Here is a 17547-nt window from a genome sequence, read left to right as displayed (position 1 = left end):
TGGGTCCCGTGCCAGAGGGACACACGATTCATCGCCTGGCAGCCCGGCACGCCGAGCTGTTCGCCGGGGACAAGCTGCACGCCGCAAGCCCGCAGGGCCGCTTCGCCGAGGGCGCGGCCCGGCTGTCCGGCACGGTCCTGGAGAGCACCGAGGCGTACGGCAAGCACCTGCTGCACCACTACGCCGGTGAGCTGACCCTGCACGTCCACCTCGGCCTGTACGGGAAGTTCACCGACGGGCCGGGGGAGCCGCCCGAGCCCGTCGGCCAGCTGCGACTGCGGCTGGCCAGTGACCGGCACTGGCTCGACCTGCGCGGGCCCACCGCCTGCGAACTGTTCACCCCGCCCGAGGTCACCGCCCTGCGCGAGCGCCTCGGGCCGGACCCGCTGCGCGCAGACGCCGACCCCGAGCGGTCGTACGCCCGGATCTCCCGCAGCCCCACGCCCCTCGCGGCGCTGCTGCTGGACCAGTCGGTGGTGGCCGGCACCGGGCTGATCTTCGTGACCGAGGCGCTGTTCCGGGCCGGGTTGTCGCCGACCATGCCGGGCCGCCACCTGACCCGCGCCGGCTGGGACGCGCTCTGGGCCGACCTGGTCGAGCTGATGCGCCTCGCCCTGCGGCAGGGGCGGATCGACACCGTGCGCGACGTCCACCTGCCGGAGGCGATGGGGCGACCACCGCGGGTCGACCGCCACGGCGGCGAGGTGTACGTCTACCGCCGCGCCGGCGGGCCCTGCCACGTCTGCGGCACCGAGGTCAGCCGGAGCGAGCTGGCCGGCCGCAACCTCTACTGGTGCCGCGCCTGCCAGCCCGGCTGACCGCCCGCCGCCGGACGTCACTCGCCGTCGAGCAGCCAGCGGACCACCTCGATCTGGTGCGGGAAGACGACGTCCCCGTCGATGCTCCAGGCGATCGTGTGGCCGATCGTCCAACCCCGTACCCGCTCGGCGTCCAGCCCGAGGTCGGTGCTGAGCCGGTCGAGCCGGTGCCGGACGGCGGCCGGCGAGTGGCCCAGCTCCTGACCGCGTACGAGCGGCACGACCGAGAACTCCCGCTCGCCGCTCAGTGGCTTCGGGTCGATCACCAGCCAGGGCTCGCGGTCGGCGGCGAGCACGTTGCCGGCGTGCAGGTCCTGGTTGACGAGCACCTGCTCGCCCTGGCTCGACGCCAGGTCGACGAGCAGGGCGCAGGCGGCGTCGAGCAGCCGCCGCTCGTACGGGCGACCGGTCCGTTCCCAGCTTCGCGGAATCCGGTCGAGCCAGCCGGCGGCCTCCTCGGCGAGCGGGGTGAACGGCGTGCCGGCTGGTCGCCAGAGCCGGGGCAGCACGTCGATCGCCGCGTCCAGTGCCCGGTCCAGCGGCAGTTCGTACAGCGGCGTGCCGGGTTGGCAGCGTTCCACCAGCAGGGCGTGGCGGTCCGGGTCGTGCGCGAGCAGCCGGACCGCGCCGTCGCCGTCCCAGTGGGCCAGCGCCGGGGCCTCGTGCCGGCTGTCCTCGGTCGGGAACTGGAGCTTGAGCACCGCCGCCGTGCCGTCGGGCAGGTCGGCGGGGAGCGCCAGGGAGGCGTACGCGTACGGAAAGGGCCGGCCCAGGCGCAGCGACCACTGCTCGGCGCACTCCGCCAGCAACGTCGGAAGCGCGGCCAGCCAGCCCCGGCCGACCGCTGACCCTCGTATCCAGCCGAGTCCCTCAGGCAGATCCATCAGGCCATCCTGGGTCATCCATCGTGCTGAATCGACAGTGTTCGCGTGTCGGATCCACTGTGGCTAGCGTGGTACGGATGACACCTGAGGACGAGAAGTTTCTCCGCCGTGCCGTGGAACTCGCCAGCCGGGCCGGGGCTGCCGGCGAACGACCGTTCGGTTCGTTGCTGGTCGACGCGGGCGGCGTCGTCCTGATCGAGGACCACAACACGGTCGTCTCGGATTCGGACATCACCGCCCACCCGGAGCTGAAGCTGGCCCGCTTGGCCGCCCGGGAACTCTCCCCGGAAGCGGCCGCCGGCACCACGATGTTCACGAGCTGCCAGCCCTGCCCGATGTGCGCGACAGCCATCGACCGGTCCGGCCTCGGGCGCGTGGTGTACGCCCTGTCGGGCGAGCAGTTCGAGGAGGTCAAGCCGGCCACCCCGCCGCTGCCTCCGGTCCGCTACGAGGGGCCGGCGCTGTTCGAGGAGGCGCGTCGGCCGATCGACGACTACTACTGACCGGGCCGGTCCGTGCGGCGGCGCGGGCAGGGCGGCCGGGTCGACGCGGGTCGGGACGCGGCGGCCGGCCCGGTGTCGAGCCACCGTCCAGCGCGGCGCCGCTCGGTCTCTGGATCGGGTGGGTGTGACGCAACTGGAATTGACAGTCGGCAGGCCTCCGGAGCAGGGTTTGAGAGTGACAACGATGTCAACGGGCAAAGGGGAGGAATCGTACACATGATTTCCTTCACGCCGTACCCGGCGAAAGACCGGCCGGTCTACGGTGTCCCGTTGGCGGTTTTCCGGCGCGCACCCAGTTCGCCCGCCGATCCTGGCCCTATGTCCCTTTCCTACCCCACGGTGACCAGCTGAAATGAGCGACGTGCCCCGACCCGACGCCGACCAGACCCCTGCCCCGGCAGGGTCACCCGACCTGCCCGACCTGGCCGGGTTCCTCGCCGACCAGACCCACACGCTGCTCGACACGGCCCGCCGCGCGGTCCGCCCCGAGGGCGGGTTCTGGTGGCTCACCGACGACCGCACCCCGGATCGTGGCGAACCTCTCTACACGTGGATCACCTGCCGGATGACCCACGTGGCTGCGCTGGCCCACCGCAACGGTGACCCGGATGCCGCAGCCCTCGTCGACCACGGCGTCGCCGCGCTCAGCACGCTGCTGCGCGACGAGCGGTACGGCGGCTGGTTCAGCGCCGTCGACCAGGAGGGCACGCCCACCGACGAGCGCAAGGCCGGGTACGACCACGCGTTCGTGCTCCTCGCCGCGTCCAGCGCCGCCCGGGCCGGGCGACCCGGCGCGGATCGCCTGCTCGCCGACGTGCTGACAGTGGTGCGGGACCGGTTCTGGGACGACGACGCTGGCGCGGTCCGGGAATCGTGGAACCGGGACTGGACGGTCACCGAGGACTACCGAGGCGCGAACAGCAGCATGCACATGGTCGAGGCGTTCCTCGCCGCTGCCGCCGCCACCGGTGACACGAGCTGGACCGACCGGGCCCTGCGGATCGCCACCCACCTGGTGCACACCGAGGCCGCCCGGCACGACTGGCGGCTGCCCGAGCACTTCACGGCCGACTGGACGCCACTGCTCGACTACAACCGGGACCAGCCCGCCGACCCGTTCCGGCCGTACGGCTCGACGATGGGCCACTGGCTGGAGTGGGCCCGGCTGCTGCTGGAGCTGGAGGCGGTCCTGCCGCAGCCACCGGGCTGGCTGCTCGCCGACGCCCGTACCCTCTTCGCGGCCGCCGTGCGGCGCGGCTGGGCGGTCGACGGCGCCGACGGTTTCGTCTACACGATCGACTGGGACGACCAGCCGGTGGTCCGCTCCCGGATGCACTGGGTGCTGGCCGAGGCCATCGGCGCGGCGGTCACCCTGCACCGCCGCACCGGGGACGCCGTCTACGACGAGTGGTACCGGGTCTTCTGGGCGTACGCACGCCGCTACCTGATCGACGGCACCGGCTGGCGGCACGAGCTGGACGAGCGGAACCTGCCCGCCGACACGGTCTGGCACGGCCGGCCGGACGTCTACCACGCGTACCAGGCGGTGCTCCTGTCCCGCTCGGCCGCCGGCCTCGGTGGTCCCGGCCCGCTCGACCCCGGCACGGTGACCGCATGATCGTGGTGGCGGGCGAGGCCCTCATCGACCTGGTGGTCACCGCCGAGGGGCAGCGGGCGGTGCCGGGTGGCTCCCCGGCGAACGTGGCGGTCACCCTGGCGCGGCTCGACGAGCCGGTGCGGCTGCTGGCCCGGATCGGCCCCGACGAGTACGGCCAACAGATCGCCGAGCACCTGGCGGCCAACCAGGTGGACCTGCGGTGGGCGGTCCGCGCCGCCGAGCCCACGTCGGTGGCGGTGGCCACCCTGAACGCCACCGGGCAGGCCAGCTACGAGTTCCGGCTCGACGGCGCGGCGGACTGGCAGTGGACCCCGCAGGAGCTGCCCGACCTGGCCGGATCGTCGGCGACGGCCCTGCACACCGGGTCCCTCGCGCTCGCGCTCGCGCCCGGCGCGCAGGTGCTGGAGGGCCTGCTCGCCCGCGAACGCGACCGCGACGGGCTGACCATCTCGATCGACCTGAACCTGCGCCCGAGCATCGTGACGGACCGGGCCGCGGAGCAGGAGCGGACCCGCCGCCAGATCCGCCTCGCGCACGTCGTCAAGGCCAGCGACGAGGATCTGGCCTGGCTCTACCCGGACCGCTCGGTGGGCGACGTGCTGGCCGAATGGCGCGAGGCCGGCGTGTCCTGTGCGGTGGTCACCCGGGGTGGCGAGGGCGCATGGCTGCTCGCCCCGAACGGCGCACTGCACGAACAACCGGCGGTACGCACCACAGTGGTCGACACCGTCGGCGCCGGCGACTCGTTCACCGGTGGCCTGCTGGCCGCGCTGGCCGACATCGACGCGCTCGGTGACCGGCCGGCCGACCGGCTCGCCGCGGTGACCGAGCAGCAGTGGAGCGCAGTCCTGCGCCAGGCCGCGACGGTGGCCGCGCTGACCTGCGCCCACCGAGGCGCCGACCCACCCCGCCGAGCAGAGGTAGAAGCCCTCCTGACCACAACACCCTGACCCCAACCCGCCAACCCCCCGGCCCCTGCCCCCCACCTCCGCGATCTTGCACTTTCTGCCCCGACAAAGCGCGTGATCCTGCACAAAACAACGACAGAAAGTGCAAGATCGCGGGGCGCGGCGGTGCGGGGGCGCGGGGTGCGGGGTGCGGGGTGGGGCGCGGGGGTGCGGGGGTGCGGGGTGGGTCGTTAGGGGAGGCCTCGGCGTAGGAGGCGGGTGGGTAGGACTGTGGTTGCTGGCGGGGAGTCGTCGCCGGCGATCCGCTCGAAGAGGCGCTCCGTCGCCACGCGGGCCAGCTCCCGCGTGTCGTAGCCGACGACCGTCAAGGGCCGGGGCATCAGGTGGGCCAGCTCGAAGTCGTCGAAGCCGACCAGCGCCGCGTCGCTGCCCCGGCGGTGCAGCTCGGCGAGGGCGCCGACGGTGAGCCGGTTGTTGCCGCAGAAGAACGCGGTGGGCGGGTCCGGGAGGTCGAGCAGCGTGGCGACCGCCCGGCCCGCGTCCTCGGGGGCGATCAGGCGCTCGCGGACCAGCGAATCGTCCGGCTCGACTCCGGCCTCCGCCAGCGCGGCCCGAGCGCCGACCAGCCGCTCACGCATGGTGGGGACGCTCGGAGCGCCGAGCAGGAGACCGACCCGCCGGTGCCCCTCGTCGAGCAGCGCGCCGACCCCGGCCCGGCCGCCACCTCGGTTGTCCAGCAGCACGGCGTCCGCGAGCAGCCCCTGCGGTGGCCGGTCCAGGAAGACCACCGGCATGCCCAGCTCGACCTCGCGGCGCAGGAACGAGTGGTCGGGACCCGCCGGCACCACCAGCAGCCCGTCGACGCGGCGCTGGGTGAAGTCCTGGAGGACGGCGCGTTCCCGCTCCGGGTCCTCCTCCGACGAAGCGGTGATCAACATGGTGCCGTGCGCGGCGGCGATCTCGGCGGCGACGCTCGCGATGGTGGCGTAGAACGGGTTGGCGATCTCCTCGATGAGCAGCCCGACCGTGGCGTTGAGCTGCCGCGAGCGCAGGTTGCGCGCGATGTCGTTGCGCCGGAAACCCAGCTCGGCGATCGCGGCCAGCACACGGCCGAGCAGTTCCTGCCCCACCGGCTCGTCGTTGACCACCCGGGAGACCGTCTTCAGGCTGACCCCGGCGTGCCGGGCGACATCGACCATGGTTGGGCGTCGGCGTGCGGCCGACCTGGTCGGAGTCTGGGTCACGGGGTGGTCCTCCACGGCGGGCGCGGGTCAGCGGTCGAGAGCGGCGAGCGCGTCGACCGCCTTTCGGGCGGCGATCAGCACCGGATCCCAGACCGGCGCGTACGGCGGAGCGTAGCCGAGGTCGAGCGCGGTCATGTCATCCACCGTCATGCCGTTCCACAGAGCCACGGCCAACGTGTCGATCCGTTTGGCCGCCTCGGACCAGCCGACGATCTGCGCGCCGAGCAGCCGGCCGCTGGGTCGCTCGGCGATCAGCTTGACGGTCATCGTCCGCGCGCCGGGGTAGTAGCCGGCCCGGTTGGTCGAGTCGGCGACCACCGAGACGAACTCGAAGCCGGCCGCCCTGGCCTCCCGCTCGCGCAGGCCCGTCCGACCCACCTCCAGGTCGCAGACCTTGGTCACCGCGGTGCCGATCACGCCCGGGAAGGTCGCGTACCCGCCGCCGATGTTGATGCCGGCCGTCCGGCCCTGCTTGTTGGCGTGCGTGCCCAGCGGCACGTGCACCGGCAGTCCGCTGACCCGGTGCAGCGTCTCCACGGAGTCGCCCGCGGCCCAGACCCCGGGCAGCCCCGGCACCCGCATCCGGCGGTCCACGCGGATGCCACCCGTGGGCCCGATCGGAAAGCCGGCAGCCTTGGCGAGCGCGGTGTTCGGGCGTACGCCCAACCCCAGGACCACGACGTCGGTCGGCATCGAGCCCTCGGCCGTGACCACCGCGGACACCCGGCCGTCCCGCTGATCCAGGCCGGTCACCGGCAGGCTGGTGCGGATCGTGATGCCGAGGCCGCGCATGGCCTCGGCGACCAGTTCGGCCATGTCGCCGTCCACCGTCGCCATGGGCTGCTGGCCCGCCTCGACCAGGGTCACCGCGAGGCCGCGCTCGATCAGCGCCTCGGCCATCTCGACGCCGATGTACCCGCCACCGACCACCACTGCCCGGCTGGGCTGCGGCTCGGCGTCCAGCCAGGCGCGCAGGGCCGCACCGTCGTCGAGGGTCTGCATCCCGAACACGCCGCCCGCGTCGGTGTCCGCCCACGGTGGCTGCACCGGCACCGCGCCCGCGGCGTACACCAGTTCGTCGAAGCGCTCGCGGACCTCGCCGCCGCCCGCCAGGTCCCGGGCGACCACCTCGCGCCGTTCGAGGTCGATGGTCGTCACCTCGTGCCGCATCCGGACGTCCACGGCGAACTTCGTGCGGAACGTCTCCGGGGTCCGCGCGATCAGCTCGTCCGGGCCGGACACCATCCCGCTGATCCAGTACGGGATGCCGCACGACGAGTAGGAGGTGAAGTGACCGCGCTCGAAGACCACGATCTCCAGGTCGTCAGGGCCGCGGCGGCGTCGTGCCTGCGACGCCGCCGACATGCCGGCGGCGTTCCCGCCGATGACGATCAGTCGTTGCGCCACGGGACCATCCTGTCACGGGCGTGTTCAGCCACGGGTCTGTCGCGCCACGTCCTGCACCACGTCGACGAGCCGTCCGGTACGGGCGTACACGGCACGCTGCCGCGCCGCGCCGGTGCCGTGGCGGCGCAGCCCGCCCAACAGGTCGGACACCTCCGCCCAGTCGTCGTGCTGCTCCAGCGCCGGCCGCATCCGCTCCACGAACCGGTCCAGCAGCTCCCAGGCCGGGCGCAGCTCGCCGTTGGTGACGTCGACGCCCTCGCCTTCCAGGCCGTCGTGGGCGGCCCTCCAGTGCGCGCCGACCAGCAGGTGGTGGTCCGTGCGCAGGGCGGGCCGGCCGGCCTCGACGTCGGCCATGGCGGTGGCCACGAGTGCCCGCACCAGCGCGGCGACCAGCACCGCGTCGTCCACCGTCGGGCAGACGTCGCCGATCCGCAGCTCCACGGTCGGGTACTTCGCCGACAGCCGGGCGTACCAGTAGAGCATCCCCTCGTCGAGCATCACGCCGCTGGAGATCAACTGACGGATCAGCCGCTGGTAGTGCTCGTGCGACTCCAACCAGGGCGTCGGCGCCACCGACGGCCAGCGCTCCCACTCCACCGAGCGCCAGCTCGCGTAGCCGGTGTCCTCGCCACCGGCGAACGGCGAGTTGGTGGTGACGGCGTGCAGCATCGGCAGCCACGGCCGGACGTGGTTGAGCACCTGCACGCCGGTCTCCGGATCGGGGACGCCCACGTGCACGTGCATGCCGTTGTTGCCGGGGCCGGGCACGAGCAGCCGGAAGCGTTCGATCATCCGGTCGAAGCGGGGCTTGTCCACGACCGGCGGCACCGGGCCGTCCACCGGGCCGGTGCCGATGGCCAGCAGCCGTACGCCGGCCCGCTCGGCCGCCTCGGCGAGGGCCTTACGCAGGACGCCGAGGGAGTGCCGGATCGAGGACAGCTCAAGACCGGGCGGCGAGCCGATCTCGATCTGGCTGGTCTGGAACTCGCGCTCCACCTGACCGCGCAGTTCCGCCGGCACCTGCTCCATCACCAGGTCGACGGCGGGCACCGCGGCTCCGGTGTGCGGGTCGACGAGCAGAAACTCCTCCTCGACACCCACGGTGAGCAATTCGGTCCCCGCGGTCGTCCCGCTGGGCGCCTCCGCCACCTGGCCCGTCATCGCGACACCACCGTCCGTTTCTGCCGTCTGCGGTCCGTCCGCGTCGGTCGGCCGTCTGGTTACCCACAGTGGCAACGCTCGGAAACGTGTGACGGCGCGCTGCCCGCGCGTGTCGCCCACAACTGGCGCCTGACACCGGGCGGATCGGCCGGTGGGGGGCTCGCGATTCGGCCGGGCGGCGTGACAGCGGGTCCTATGCTGAGCCCGTGCCGGTGCCGCTGGGTTTCCTCTGGGTCGCGTGGATGTCCGCGTTCGCCCAGCTCACCATGCTGGCCGACCGCCCGGCCGACCTGCTGGCCGGGGCCGCCCTGACCGCCCTGGTCCTGTTCGCCGCGCTGCTCGCCGCGCACGTGCCCGCCCCGGCGGGGGCAATTGGCGTCGCACGACGCTGGGCCGGGCTACGGGCCCGCGCCCGGGGTCGCCGGGTTCCCCGCCAGATCGACCCGGACGCCGCCGGCCGACCTCGCCCCCGGGCACCTGGGCTCCCCTCGGCCGCGTAGCGCCACACCGCCGCGCGGCCGATCCCACCGTCACCGGTCCTTCGTGCCGGCGGCCACCGCCGGGAAGGACCCTCCGGAATCGGACCGAGGGGTTTCCCATGCTCGCCTTCGCACCACTGCACGACGTCGTCGGCGCCGCCGGCACCGCGTTGTCCTGGCTCACCGATCTGCTCGAACCGTTGGCCGGCGGCACCGCGACCGTCGCCGCCATCGTGCTGCTCACCATCGCCGTCCGGTTGCTCATCGCCCCGCTGACCGTCGCGCAGGTCCGCGGGGAACGGCGCCGCGCGGCGCTCGCCCCCCAGGTGCGCGATCTCCAGCAGCGGTACGCCGACGACCCGGCGACGCTCCAGCGCGAGGTGTTCGCGCTGTACCGCTCGGCCGGCGCGAACCCGATCGCCGGCTGTCTGCCGTTGCTGCTCCAGGCGCCGTTCCTGTTGGTGCTGTACCGGCTGTTCGCCACCGACGAGGGCGGCACGGGGCTGCTCGACGAACGGCTGGCCGGGGTGCCGCTGGGCCAGCACGTGAGCGACGGGCTGTCCGGCGCGGCCGGGCCGCTCTTCGTCGTCCTGCTGGGCCTGCTGCTGGTGCTGGCGTGGTGGTCGTCCCGGCGGGCACGCCGGGCGTCGGCGGCGGTCGGCACGGTGGCCGGTACGCCCACCGAGGGGCCGGGCGCCGCCACGCTCGGCCGGCTGCTGCCCCTGCTGCCGTTCACAACCGTGCTGGTGGCGCTGGTGCTGCCGCTCGCGGCGGTGATCTACCTGGTGACGACCACCGCCTGGTCGGCGCTGGAACAGGCGGTGCTGCGCCGGCCCCAGGCCGCACCGTCGCCCGCCGACACCGCCCAGGGCTGACGGCCAGCGAGGGAGCCGCGAGCGCTCAACTGTCGACGCGGATCAGCGACCGGCGGTCACCGACCGCCGGTCGTCGCGCTCGCGCCGACGGCGGACCTTGCGGATCACCCAACTGACCACCATCACGACGAAGACCACGCCGATGGCGTAGTTGAACCAGTCGCTGTAGCGCGCGACGTCCTGCCAGCGGCTGCCCAGCGCGTAACCGGCACCCACGATGAGGGCGTTCCACACGCCGCTGCCGATCGTGGTGAGCAGGACGAACTCACCGAGCGGCATCCGGTTGGCCCCGGCCGGCACGGAGACCAGGCTGCGGACCACCGGCACCACCCGGCCGATCAGCACCGCCCACCGGCCGTGCCGCTCGAACCAGCGGTCGGCCTTCTCCAGGTCGTCGCGGTCCACCAACGGGATGCGGTCCAGCCAGCGCTTGAGCCGTTCCTCGCCGAGCGCCGCGCCGAGCCAGTAGAGCACCAGCGCGCCGACGAGCGAGCCGACCGTCGCGGCCGCCACCACGAGGACGACGTTGAACTTGCCCTCGTGGGCCAGGAACCCGGCCAACGCCAGCACGATCTCGCTGGGGATCGGCGGAATGATGCTCTCCAACGCGACCAGCAGCGCCACGCCGACCGGGCCCGTCGCGTCGATCACCGAGGCCACCCACCCGGTCAGGCCGGTGAACTCGGACGGGTCACCAGTCTGGGCGTACGCCATTGGTCGTCCTTCCGATCCGGCTACCGGGGATCGGAAGGTCATACCCAGCGACCGGCGGCACACACCTGCGCGTGAGCCCTGCCACGCCGGCCGGGTCAGCCCTCCGGGTGCAGCGCGGTGTCGGCCGGGCCCTGCCGCCAGCCGGTGAACACCACGGTGAGACCGGCGCGCGTCGGCGCGCAGCAGAACGGGCCGGCCATCGCCTCGGCCGCCGGGTCCAGCGGAGCGAGGCGGACCAGTCGCCAGGCCGCGTCCGCGACCCGGGCCCGTACGGTCAGCGCGTCGCCGGCGCGGCTGACCCGCACGGTCACCTCCTGGCCGGCCCAGCCGGGGACCGGGGACACCGACCAGTCGGAGAACTCCCTGGTCACCACCGCGCCGAGCTGGGACTCGCCGTCGCTGACCTCGACGCCCGCCTTGACCCACGTCCCCTCGTCGACGCGGACCAGCACGCCGGCCTGGTCGAACTGCGCCGAGAAGTCGAGGACGAAGCTCACCTCCATGGCGGCGCCGACCGGCAGCGGCGCCAGCAGGGCGGGCCCGTTGTCGTGGACGAAGCCGTAGCTGGTCCGCCGCCAGAAGTCCGTCTCCGCACCGGCCTCGACGACCAGCTCGCCGGCCGGGCCTTGCGCGGCGCGGACCGGCGGGTGCAGCCAGACGCCCCGGGCCCAGTCCAACGGTTCGCTCGGCGGTACGAGGTCGATCTCCATAACCGGCACGGTAACCAACCCCGCCCGGCCCCGACGCCCGGGTTTGCCGCGGTGATCGACCGGAGATGTTCCTCCGGCATGGGTGACCGTTGGTATTCCGAAGCCGTCGTCTACTGCCTCGACATCGACACGTACGCCGACTCCGACGGTGACGGGGTCGGTGACATCCGTGGGCTGATCGGAAGGTTGGACTATCTGGCCCGGCTGGGCGTGACCTGCCTCTGGCTGCACCCGATCCACCCGTCACCCAACCGCGACGACGGTTACGACGTCACCGACTTCTACAACGTGGACCCGCGCTTCGGCACCCTCGGCGACTTCGCCGAGCTGCTGCACCAGGCGCAGAACCGGGGCATCCGCGTGATCATCGACCTGGTGGTCAACCACACGTCCGACGAGCACCCGTGGTTCCAGTCCGCCCGCTCGTCGCCGGACTCGCCGTACCGCGACTGGTTCGTCTGGTCCGACACCGAGCCGGACGACCGGCACCAGGGCATGGTCTTCCCCGGTGAGCAGAAGGAGACCTGGAGCTACGACCGGACGGCCAAGGCCTGGTTCTACCACCGGTTCTACAAGTTCCAGCCGGACCTCAACTTCGCCAACCCGCAGGTCCGGGCCGAGGTCAAGAAGATCATGTCGTTCTGGCTCCAGCTCGGGGTCTCCGGTTTCCGGATGGACGCCGTGCCGTTCATCATCGAGCTGACCGAGCCGGGCAACCCGAACTCGCCGAAGGACTTCGAGTTCCTCACCGAGATGCGCCAGCACGTCCAGTGGCGGCGCGGCGACGCCGTCCTGCTGGCCGAGGCGAACGTCGAGCCGGACCAACTGCCGACGTTCTTCGGCGACACCAGCGGCTCGGGCAACCGCATCCACATGCTCTTCGACTTCATGCTCAACGGCCGGCTCATGCTCGCCCTGGCCCGGCAGGACCCGGAGTCGCTGATCGAGGCGTTGCGCGACACCCCGAAGCTGCCCGTCGGTGGGCAGTGGGCGACGTTCCTGCGCAACCACGACGAGATCGACCTGTCCCGGTTGACCACCGAACAGCGCAACCAGGTGTACGAGCAGTTCGGCCCGGACGAGAACATGCGCATCTACGACCGGGGCATCCGTCGCCGGCTCGCCCCGATGCTCGGCAACGACCGGCGGCGCATCGAGCTGGCGTACGCCCTGCAGTTCTCGATGCGCGGCACGCCGGTGCTGCGCTACGGCGAGGAGATCGGGATGGGCGAGGACCTGTCGCTGCCCGGTCGGGAGGCGATCCGTACCCCGATGCAGTGGTCGTACCAGCCGAATGCCGGCTTCTCCACCGCGGACCCGGAGAAGCTGGTCCGCCCGGTGCTCGACAAGGGTGAGTTCGGCTACCAGAACGTCAACGTCACCGCCCAGCGCAACGACCCGAAGTCGCTGCTGGCCTGGTTCGAGCGCATGATCCGGACCCTGCGGGAGGCCCCCGAGATCGGCTCCGGCTCGACCACCCACATCGACGTGGCGATGCCGGCCGGGGTGCTGGCGCACCGGGCGGACGGGCCGACCGGGACGATGGTCTTCGTGCACAACCTGGGCACCGATGACGTCGAGGTGGACCTGAGCAGCCTCGAACCGGAGGCCGATCTGCCGATCGACGTGCTCGCCGACCGTGGCTACGGCGAGCTGGGCAAGCTCGGCGCGGTGAAGGTCTCCGGGTACGGATACCGGTGGATTCGCCTATGCCGGGGCCGGGGGTTCTGACGTTAAGCTCCTCCGATCGACCCCACGTTACCGGGAGGTAATCATGTCGGAGGAGCCCCGCGTCGCCATCGTCACCGGAGCCGCGCGCGGTATCGGCGCGGCCACCGCCCGGCGGTTGGCCGCCGACGGGATGGCCGTCGCCGTGGTCGACATCGAGGAGGCCGCCACCAAGGAGACGGTGGACGCCATCGTCGGCGCGGGCGGCCGTGCGCTCGGCGTGGGCGCCGACGTGTCCGACCGGGAGCAGGTCGAGGCGGCCGTCGAGCGGGTCGCCGCCGAGCTGGGCGCCCCCACGGTGCTGGTCAACAACGCGGGTGTGCTCCGCGACAACCTGCTGTTCAAGATGACCAACGCCGACTGGGACACGGTCATGGGTGTGCACCTGCGCGGCGCGTTCCTGTTCAGCCAGGCCGCGCAGAAGCACATGGTGGACCGCAAGTGGGGGCGGATCGTCAACCTGTCCAGCACGTCCGCCCTGGGCAACCGCGGCCAGGCGAACTACGCCGCGGCCAAGGCGGGCCTCCAGGGCTTCACCAAGACGCTCGCCATCGAGCTGGGCCCGTTCGGGGTGACGGTCAACGCGGTCGCGCCGGGCTTCATCGTCACCGACATGACCGCCGCCACCGCCGCCCGGATGAAGGTCGACTTCGACGACCTCCAGAAGCACGCCGCCGCCGAGATCCCGGTCCGTCGCCCGGGTCGCCCGGAGGACGTCGCGCACACCATCTCGTTCCTGGCCAGTGAGGGGGCGGGCTTCGTCTCCGGGCAGGTCATCTACGTCGCCGGCGGCCCACGGGCCTGACGCGCGCCCTCGTCACGCGGCCCGGCCGGTCAGGCCGGGTCGCGGCGGGTGCGCCAGAGCCAGAACAGGCCGAGCACCGGCAGCACCAGCGGGATGTAGCCGTACCCGCTGCCGAACTGCGACCACACCGTCTCGTCGGGGAACAGGTCCTTGTCGACAACGCTGAGGATGCCGACGGCGACGACCCCGACCAACTCCACCGAGCAACAGGCCAGCGCCACCCGTCGGCCGGTGTGCCCGGCGCGGGCCAGACCCACCGCGGCCACGATGTAGATGAGCGCGGCCAGGGCGGAGAGCAGGTACGCCACCGGCGCCTCGTCGAACTTGGTGGCGATCTGCAGACCTGCCCGGCTGGTCGCCGCGATGGCGAAGAGCAGGTAGACCGCGATCAGCAGCCGCCCCGGACCGGCGTTCGTGGCGCGTCGGACCGGTCGTGTCTCAACCACCGAGGACCTCCCAGGTCTGCTGCAGCCGGACCACCACTACCGGTGCGACCAGGCAGACCGCGCAGACGATCGCCGACCCCCAGCGGGTCGGCTCCATCCGGGCCAGCACCCACGCCAGCGGCGGCAGGCAGACGAGCGTGGCCAGGTAGCCGTAGAACGCGCCGGGCTCGCCCGGCCGGTCCCCGCCACCGACCGCGACCAGGGCCAGCACCCCCAACGCGAGCAGTGCCACCTCCAGTACGGCCAGACCGGCGAACTGCACCCGGTCCGGTGGCCGGTGGCGTACCGCCGCGACCAGCGCCCACACGGCGACGAGCAGCGAGAGCACGATCGACGCCGTCGCGAGGAGCCCGTCCACCGGCGAGTCGGCTGCCGCGCTCGTCATCGGCCCCACCTGGTCGTTGCCTCGGTCACCGGCACAGCCTACTAACCGTCGTAGTACCCAAGTCACGCTGCCCGGCCGCCGCGCCCGCGGCGGGTCGCCGAGGGGTGTGCGGCCCCTGTCGAGCTGCCCCATGAGTGGGGCACCACGCCCCGCCCGGCTCGCCCGCACCGCTCGCCCGCCCCGCCCGGTCCGCCCGCCCGGTCCCCCGGGGCCAAGATCGTGCTCGATCCGGGAAGTAGTGGCTTCGGGCGCGAACGAGGCCACTGGATCCTGGATCGAGCGCGATCAAGGGGGAGTGGTCGTCCCGCCGGGCGACGGCACCCGTCGGTTGGTTCGTTCCTCCCGGGTACGGGGGCATTGGGCTGCCCTGGTTGGCGACCCGCCGCCGGTGGGCCCGGTGGGGCGACTAGCGTGGATCACGTCCGTGGCGTCGCCACGGTGCGGGGAGACAGCGGAGGTACACGTGCTGCGGTTCGGTTTGTTCGGCACCGGTCACTGGGCGATCGAGACGCACGGTAAGGCGCTGCACGCACACCCGGACGCGGAACTGGTAGGCGTGTGGGGGCGTAACCCCGAGCGGGCTTCCGCGCTGGCCGAGCGGTACGGGGTGCCCGCCTACGCCGAGGTCGACGCGCTGATCGAGCAGTGTGAGGCGATCGCTGTCGCGCTGCCGCCGGACGTTCAGGCCGACATCGCGGTCCGGGCCGCCACCGCCGGCCGTCACCTGCTGCTGGACAAACCGCTGGCGCTCTCCGTCGAGGACGCCGACCGGGTCGTCGCCGCCGCCGAGGCGTCCGGGGTCGCCTCGGTCGTGTTCTTCACCCAGCGGTTCCAGCCGAACGTCACCGCGTTCCTCGCCGCGACCGCCGCCGCCGGCGGCTGGCAGCACGGCCGTACCACCGCCTTCGCGTCGATCTTCCAGGAGGGCAGCCCGTACGGCGGCTCCCTGTGGCGTCGCGAGCACGGCGCACTCTGGGACATCGCCCCGCACGCGCTCTCGATCCTCCTGCCGGTGCTGGGGCGGGTGACCCAGGTGGCGGCGATGGACGGGCCGAGCGGGATGGTGCACCTGCTGCTCACCCACGACGGCGGTGCCACCAGCAGCGCCTCGCTGTCCCTGGACGCCCCTCGTGAGGCGACGGCCCGGGAGTTCGTGTTCTACGGCGAGAACGGGATCGAGACCGTCCCGGTCGGCGAGAACGACGCCGACACGGCGTTCGGTGTCGCGATCGACCAGCTCGTCGAGCAGGTGCGGACCGGCACCCGCGACCACCGCTGCGACGTCCGCTTCGGCCGCGAGGTAGTCGCGATCCTCGCCGCCGCCGAAACCGCCCGCACCGAATCCCGCACCATCCCCCTCCCGTAACCCACCCCACCCCACCCGCCGGGCCCCACCCCCTGCCCGCCCCGGTTGATCATGAAGTTATTGCCACCCCGCCCGGCGTGTCATGGCAATAACTTCATGATCACCGCGCCAAGCCGGTGGGGAAATGGGTGGGGTGGGTGGGGTGGGGGTCGGTAGGGTGGGGGCCATGATCACGCATGCCCTGATCGAGGGGGTCGGTACGCCGGCCGCCTGGGGTGCCCTGCTGGTGTCCCGTCCGCGCGTCCGGCGTCCGGCCCTGACGGGCTGGGACGTGACCTGCCGCTGATCGGTCCACTTCGCGGTGCGCCGGGGCTGTCGCCCCGCCGCCGCTGATCCTTCGCCACGGCACGAGGCTGTCGCCTCGTCTTCGCGTACCCGCGCATCGTCCAGGGCCGTCCGAGTCCCGATCCACTCGGACAGGTCCGGCAATTCCTGCTGCCTGTCCAGCCCGTCGCCGAGCGGCGACAGACAGGACGACGACCCGTGGCGCCTCGCCCGATCCGATCAACCGAACGCGACAGGTCCCGTCGCGTACTCAGCCAGAACTTTCTCGTCGACCGCGCGGCCGTCCAGCGGGTGGTCCGTGCCGCCGACCCCGATCCGGCCGGGCTCCTGCTGGAGGTCGGCGCGGGCCGGGGGCAGCTCACCCGACCCCTCGCCGCCCGGTGTGGGCGGCTGACGGCGTACGAGGTGGACCCTGGCGTCCGCAACGCGCTGGCCGCCGTCTGCGGGGAGCTGTCCAACGTGGAGCACCGGCAGGCCGACTTCCTGGCCGCCGAGCCGCCACCGGAGCCGTTCGCGGTGGTCGGCAACATCCCCTGGTCGCTGACCTCCGCCGTGGTGCGGTGGTGCCTCGCCGCGCCCCGGTTGCGGTCCGCGACACTGCTCACCCAACTGGAGTACGCCCGCCGCCGCAGCGGCGACTACGGCCGGTGGACGCGGCTGACCGTCTCGACCTGGCCGGAGTTCGGGTGGCGGCTGGCGGGGCGGGTGCCACGTACCGCGTTTCGGCCGGTGCCGGCGGTCGACGCCGGGATCCTGCGCATCGAGCGGCGGCCGGAGCCGCTGCTGCCGGCGGCGGCTCTGCCGGCGTACCGAAGGCTCGTGGGGTGGGGTTTCGAGGGCGTCGGCGGCTCGCTCGCCGCGACCCTGCGCCGGCACCACCCGCCGGCGCGGGTCGCGGCCGCCCTGCGCGCGACCCGGATCGCGTCGGACACCCCCGTGGGGTACGTCTGGCCGGAGCAGTGGCTGGTGCTGTTCCGGCTGCTGCACGCGCGGTGAGCCGTCGGTCAGGCGAGGGTGGTCAGCGCCTCGCTCAGCTCGGCCGGCGACTCGAACTGTTCGGCCGGCAACGCCTGCAACATCTGCAACATGGCCGTGCTGGCCCCGTTCTCCTGCCCCCAACGGACGAGGTCCTCGCGGGAGACCGGGTAGTCGAGCCCGGCCAGGTACTCCTGCAATTGCACGCCGGTGACGGTCATGCCGTTCGGCTACCC

The 17547-nt window shown here is 72.8% G+C and carries 19 protein-coding genes; 10 read left to right on the top strand and 9 right to left on the bottom strand.

The features are described 5' to 3' along the window. Positions 1-8: 8 nt before the first annotated feature. Positions 9-818 carry an Fpg/Nei family DNA glycosylase gene (locus ACLQ27_RS07945; RefSeq protein ID WP_425866127.1) on the top strand — a complete coding sequence of 270 codons (810 nt, stop codon included), beginning with the start codon at positions 9-11 and terminating at the stop codon, positions 816-818. 17 nt (positions 819-835) lie between these two features. On the opposite strand, the gene ACLQ27_RS07940 is transcribed toward ACLQ27_RS07945, so the two are convergent. After that, positions 836-1702 (bottom strand): aminoglycoside phosphotransferase family protein, encoded by an 867-nt coding sequence (locus ACLQ27_RS07940; RefSeq protein ID WP_425866125.1) that lies wholly within the window; start codon positions 1700-1702, stop codon positions 836-838. Positions 1703-1779: 77 nt separating this feature from the next. Here ACLQ27_RS07940 and ACLQ27_RS07935 point away from each other — a divergent pair, with 77 nt between their 5' ends. The 3 genes from ACLQ27_RS07935 to ACLQ27_RS07925 all read left to right on the top strand — a co-directional run bounded on the left by ACLQ27_RS07935 (position 1780) and on the right by ACLQ27_RS07925 (position 4773). Further along, the gene (locus ACLQ27_RS07935; RefSeq protein WP_425866124.1) at positions 1780-2205 is read left to right on the top strand and encodes a nucleoside deaminase; all 426 of its coding nucleotides are present in this window, start codon (positions 1780-1782) and stop codon (positions 2203-2205) included. A 352-nt stretch (positions 2206-2557) separates the two neighbouring features. Next, complete coding sequence (locus ACLQ27_RS07930; RefSeq protein ID WP_425866122.1) at positions 2558-3823, top strand: AGE family epimerase/isomerase; 1266 nt, start codon at positions 2558-2560, stop codon at positions 3821-3823. Beyond that, complete coding sequence (locus tag ACLQ27_RS07925; RefSeq protein WP_357574705.1) at positions 3820-4773, top strand: carbohydrate kinase family protein; 954 nt, start codon at positions 3820-3822, stop codon at positions 4771-4773. Before ACLQ27_RS07930 ends, ACLQ27_RS07925 begins: the two co-directional genes overlap by 4 nt. A gap of 188 nt (positions 4774-4961) precedes the next feature. On the opposite strand, the gene ACLQ27_RS07920 is transcribed toward ACLQ27_RS07925, so the two are convergent. From ACLQ27_RS07920 to ACLQ27_RS07910, 3 genes are read right to left on the bottom strand one after another with little or no spacing between them, the layout of a single operon-like run. Further along, positions 4962-5975: a LacI family DNA-binding transcriptional regulator gene (locus tag ACLQ27_RS07920; protein ID WP_374109286.1), complete on the bottom strand. Its 1014-nt coding sequence runs from the start codon at positions 5973-5975 to the stop codon at positions 4962-4964. A 27-nt stretch (positions 5976-6002) separates the two neighbouring features. After that, positions 6003-7382 (bottom strand): FAD-dependent oxidoreductase, encoded by a 1380-nt coding sequence (locus ACLQ27_RS07915; RefSeq protein WP_357495937.1) that lies wholly within the window; start codon positions 7380-7382, stop codon positions 6003-6005. A 24-nt stretch (positions 7383-7406) separates the two neighbouring features. Then, complete coding sequence (locus ACLQ27_RS07910) at positions 7407-8543, bottom strand: carboxylate-amine ligase (RefSeq protein WP_357495939.1); 1137 nt, start codon at positions 8541-8543, stop codon at positions 7407-7409. 206 nt (positions 8544-8749) lie between these two features. On the opposite strand from ACLQ27_RS07910, the gene ACLQ27_RS07905 reads away from it, so the two are divergent. Next, entirely contained in the window at positions 8750-9043 is a 294-nt protein-coding gene (locus tag ACLQ27_RS07905; protein WP_357574707.1) for a DUF6412 domain-containing protein, read from the top strand. A 98-nt stretch (positions 9044-9141) separates the two neighbouring features. After that, positions 9142-9897 (top strand): YidC/Oxa1 family membrane protein insertase, encoded by a 756-nt coding sequence (locus tag ACLQ27_RS07900; protein ID WP_357495941.1) that lies wholly within the window; start codon positions 9142-9144, stop codon positions 9895-9897. Between the two features lie 42 nt (positions 9898-9939). Here ACLQ27_RS07900 and ACLQ27_RS07895 read toward each other — a convergent pair whose 3' ends face one another. Together ACLQ27_RS07895 and ACLQ27_RS07890 are read right to left on the bottom strand one after the other, a co-directional pair. Continuing rightward, positions 9940-10611, bottom strand: coding sequence for a DedA family protein (locus ACLQ27_RS07895; RefSeq protein WP_234585960.1), 672 nt, complete (start codon positions 10609-10611; stop codon positions 9940-9942). A 95-nt stretch (positions 10612-10706) separates the two neighbouring features. After that, complete coding sequence (locus ACLQ27_RS07890; protein ID WP_357495943.1) at positions 10707-11321, bottom strand: DUF1349 domain-containing protein; 615 nt, start codon at positions 11319-11321, stop codon at positions 10707-10709. A 78-nt stretch (positions 11322-11399) separates the two neighbouring features. Here ACLQ27_RS07890 and ACLQ27_RS07885 point away from each other — a divergent pair, with 78 nt between their 5' ends. Both ACLQ27_RS07885 and fabG read left to right on the top strand, forming a co-directional pair. Continuing rightward, positions 11400-13052, top strand: a complete 1653-nt coding sequence (locus tag ACLQ27_RS07885; protein ID WP_357495945.1) for an alpha-amylase family protein — start codon at positions 11400-11402, stop codon at positions 13050-13052. Between the two features lie 43 nt (positions 13053-13095). Further along, positions 13096-13854, top strand: a complete 759-nt coding sequence (gene fabG / locus ACLQ27_RS07880) for a 3-oxoacyl-ACP reductase FabG (protein WP_234585952.1) — start codon at positions 13096-13098, stop codon at positions 13852-13854. 29 nt (positions 13855-13883) lie between these two features. Here fabG and ACLQ27_RS07875 read toward each other — a convergent pair whose 3' ends face one another. Beyond that, positions 13884-14300 carry a hypothetical protein gene (locus tag ACLQ27_RS07875; protein ID WP_357495947.1) on the bottom strand — a complete coding sequence of 139 codons (417 nt, stop codon included), beginning with the start codon at positions 14298-14300 and terminating at the stop codon, positions 13884-13886. Beyond that, the gene (locus ACLQ27_RS07870; protein ID WP_234585948.1) at positions 14293-14685 is read right to left on the bottom strand and encodes a hypothetical protein; all 393 of its coding nucleotides are present in this window, start codon (positions 14683-14685) and stop codon (positions 14293-14295) included. Before ACLQ27_RS07870 ends, ACLQ27_RS07875 begins: the two co-directional genes overlap by 8 nt. Positions 14686-15148: 463 nt before the next feature. On the opposite strand from ACLQ27_RS07870, the gene ACLQ27_RS07865 reads away from it, so the two are divergent. Both ACLQ27_RS07865 and erm read left to right on the top strand, forming a co-directional pair. Beyond that, the gene (locus ACLQ27_RS07865) at positions 15149-16051 is read left to right on the top strand and encodes a Gfo/Idh/MocA family protein (RefSeq protein WP_425866118.1); all 903 of its coding nucleotides are present in this window, start codon (positions 15149-15151) and stop codon (positions 16049-16051) included. Between the two features lie 483 nt (positions 16052-16534). Next, entirely contained in the window at positions 16535-17332 is a 798-nt protein-coding gene (gene erm / locus ACLQ27_RS07860; protein WP_357495953.1) for an ErmE/ErmH/ErmO/ErmR family 23S rRNA (adenine(2058)-N(6))-methyltransferase, read from the top strand. Positions 17333-17340: 8 nt separating this feature from the next. Here erm and ACLQ27_RS07855 read toward each other — a convergent pair whose 3' ends face one another. Then, entirely contained in the window at positions 17341-17532 is a 192-nt protein-coding gene (locus ACLQ27_RS07855) for a DUF2795 domain-containing protein (protein ID WP_234585931.1), read from the bottom strand. Between the last annotated feature and the right edge of the window lie 15 nt (positions 17533-17547).

The sequence above is a fragment of the Micromonospora sp. DT63 genome, from assembly GCF_049841615.1.
In the GTDB taxonomy this organism is placed as follows: domain Bacteria; phylum Actinomycetota; class Actinomycetes; order Mycobacteriales; family Micromonosporaceae; genus Micromonospora.
The sequence above is the reverse complement of the archived record's forward strand: the minus strand, read 5'-3'. Positions and strand labels throughout refer to the sequence as shown.

Excerpts from the sequence above, each read along its gene's own strand:
- fabG (WP_234585952.1), top strand. The coding sequence starts at position 13,096 with ATGTCGGAGGAGCCCCGCGTCGCCATCGTCACCGGAGCCGCGCGCGGT.
- ACLQ27_RS07925 (WP_357574705.1), top strand. The coding sequence starts at position 3,820 with ATGATCGTGGTGGCGGGCGAGGCCCTCATCGACCTGGTGGTCACCGCC.
- ACLQ27_RS07900 (WP_357495941.1), top strand. The coding sequence starts at position 9,142 with ATGCTCGCCTTCGCACCACTGCACGACGTCGTCGGCGCCGCCGGCACC.
- ACLQ27_RS07935 (WP_425866124.1), top strand. The coding sequence starts at position 1,780 with ATGACACCTGAGGACGAGAAGTTTCTCCGCCGTGCCGTGGAACTCGCC.
- ACLQ27_RS07910 (WP_357495939.1), bottom strand. The coding sequence starts at position 8,543 with ATGACGGGCCAGGTGGCGGAGGCGCCCAGCGGGACGACCGCGGGGACC.
- ACLQ27_RS07890 (WP_357495943.1), bottom strand. The coding sequence starts at position 11,321 with ATGGAGATCGACCTCGTACCGCCGAGCGAACCGTTGGACTGGGCCCGG.
- ACLQ27_RS07870 (WP_234585948.1), bottom strand. The coding sequence starts at position 14,685 with ATGACGAGCGCGGCAGCCGACTCGCCGGTGGACGGGCTCCTCGCGACG.
- ACLQ27_RS07930 (WP_425866122.1), top strand. The coding sequence starts at position 2,558 with ATGAGCGACGTGCCCCGACCCGACGCCGACCAGACCCCTGCCCCGGCA.
- ACLQ27_RS07895 (WP_234585960.1), bottom strand. The coding sequence starts at position 10,611 with ATGGCGTACGCCCAGACTGGTGACCCGTCCGAGTTCACCGGCCTGACC.
- ACLQ27_RS07855 (WP_234585931.1), bottom strand. The coding sequence starts at position 17,532 with ATGACCGTCACCGGCGTGCAATTGCAGGAGTACCTGGCCGGGCTCGAC.
- ACLQ27_RS07940 (WP_425866125.1), bottom strand. The coding sequence starts at position 1,702 with ATGGATCTGCCTGAGGGACTCGGCTGGATACGAGGGTCAGCGGTCGGC.
- ACLQ27_RS07885 (WP_357495945.1), top strand. The coding sequence starts at position 11,400 with ATGGGTGACCGTTGGTATTCCGAAGCCGTCGTCTACTGCCTCGACATC.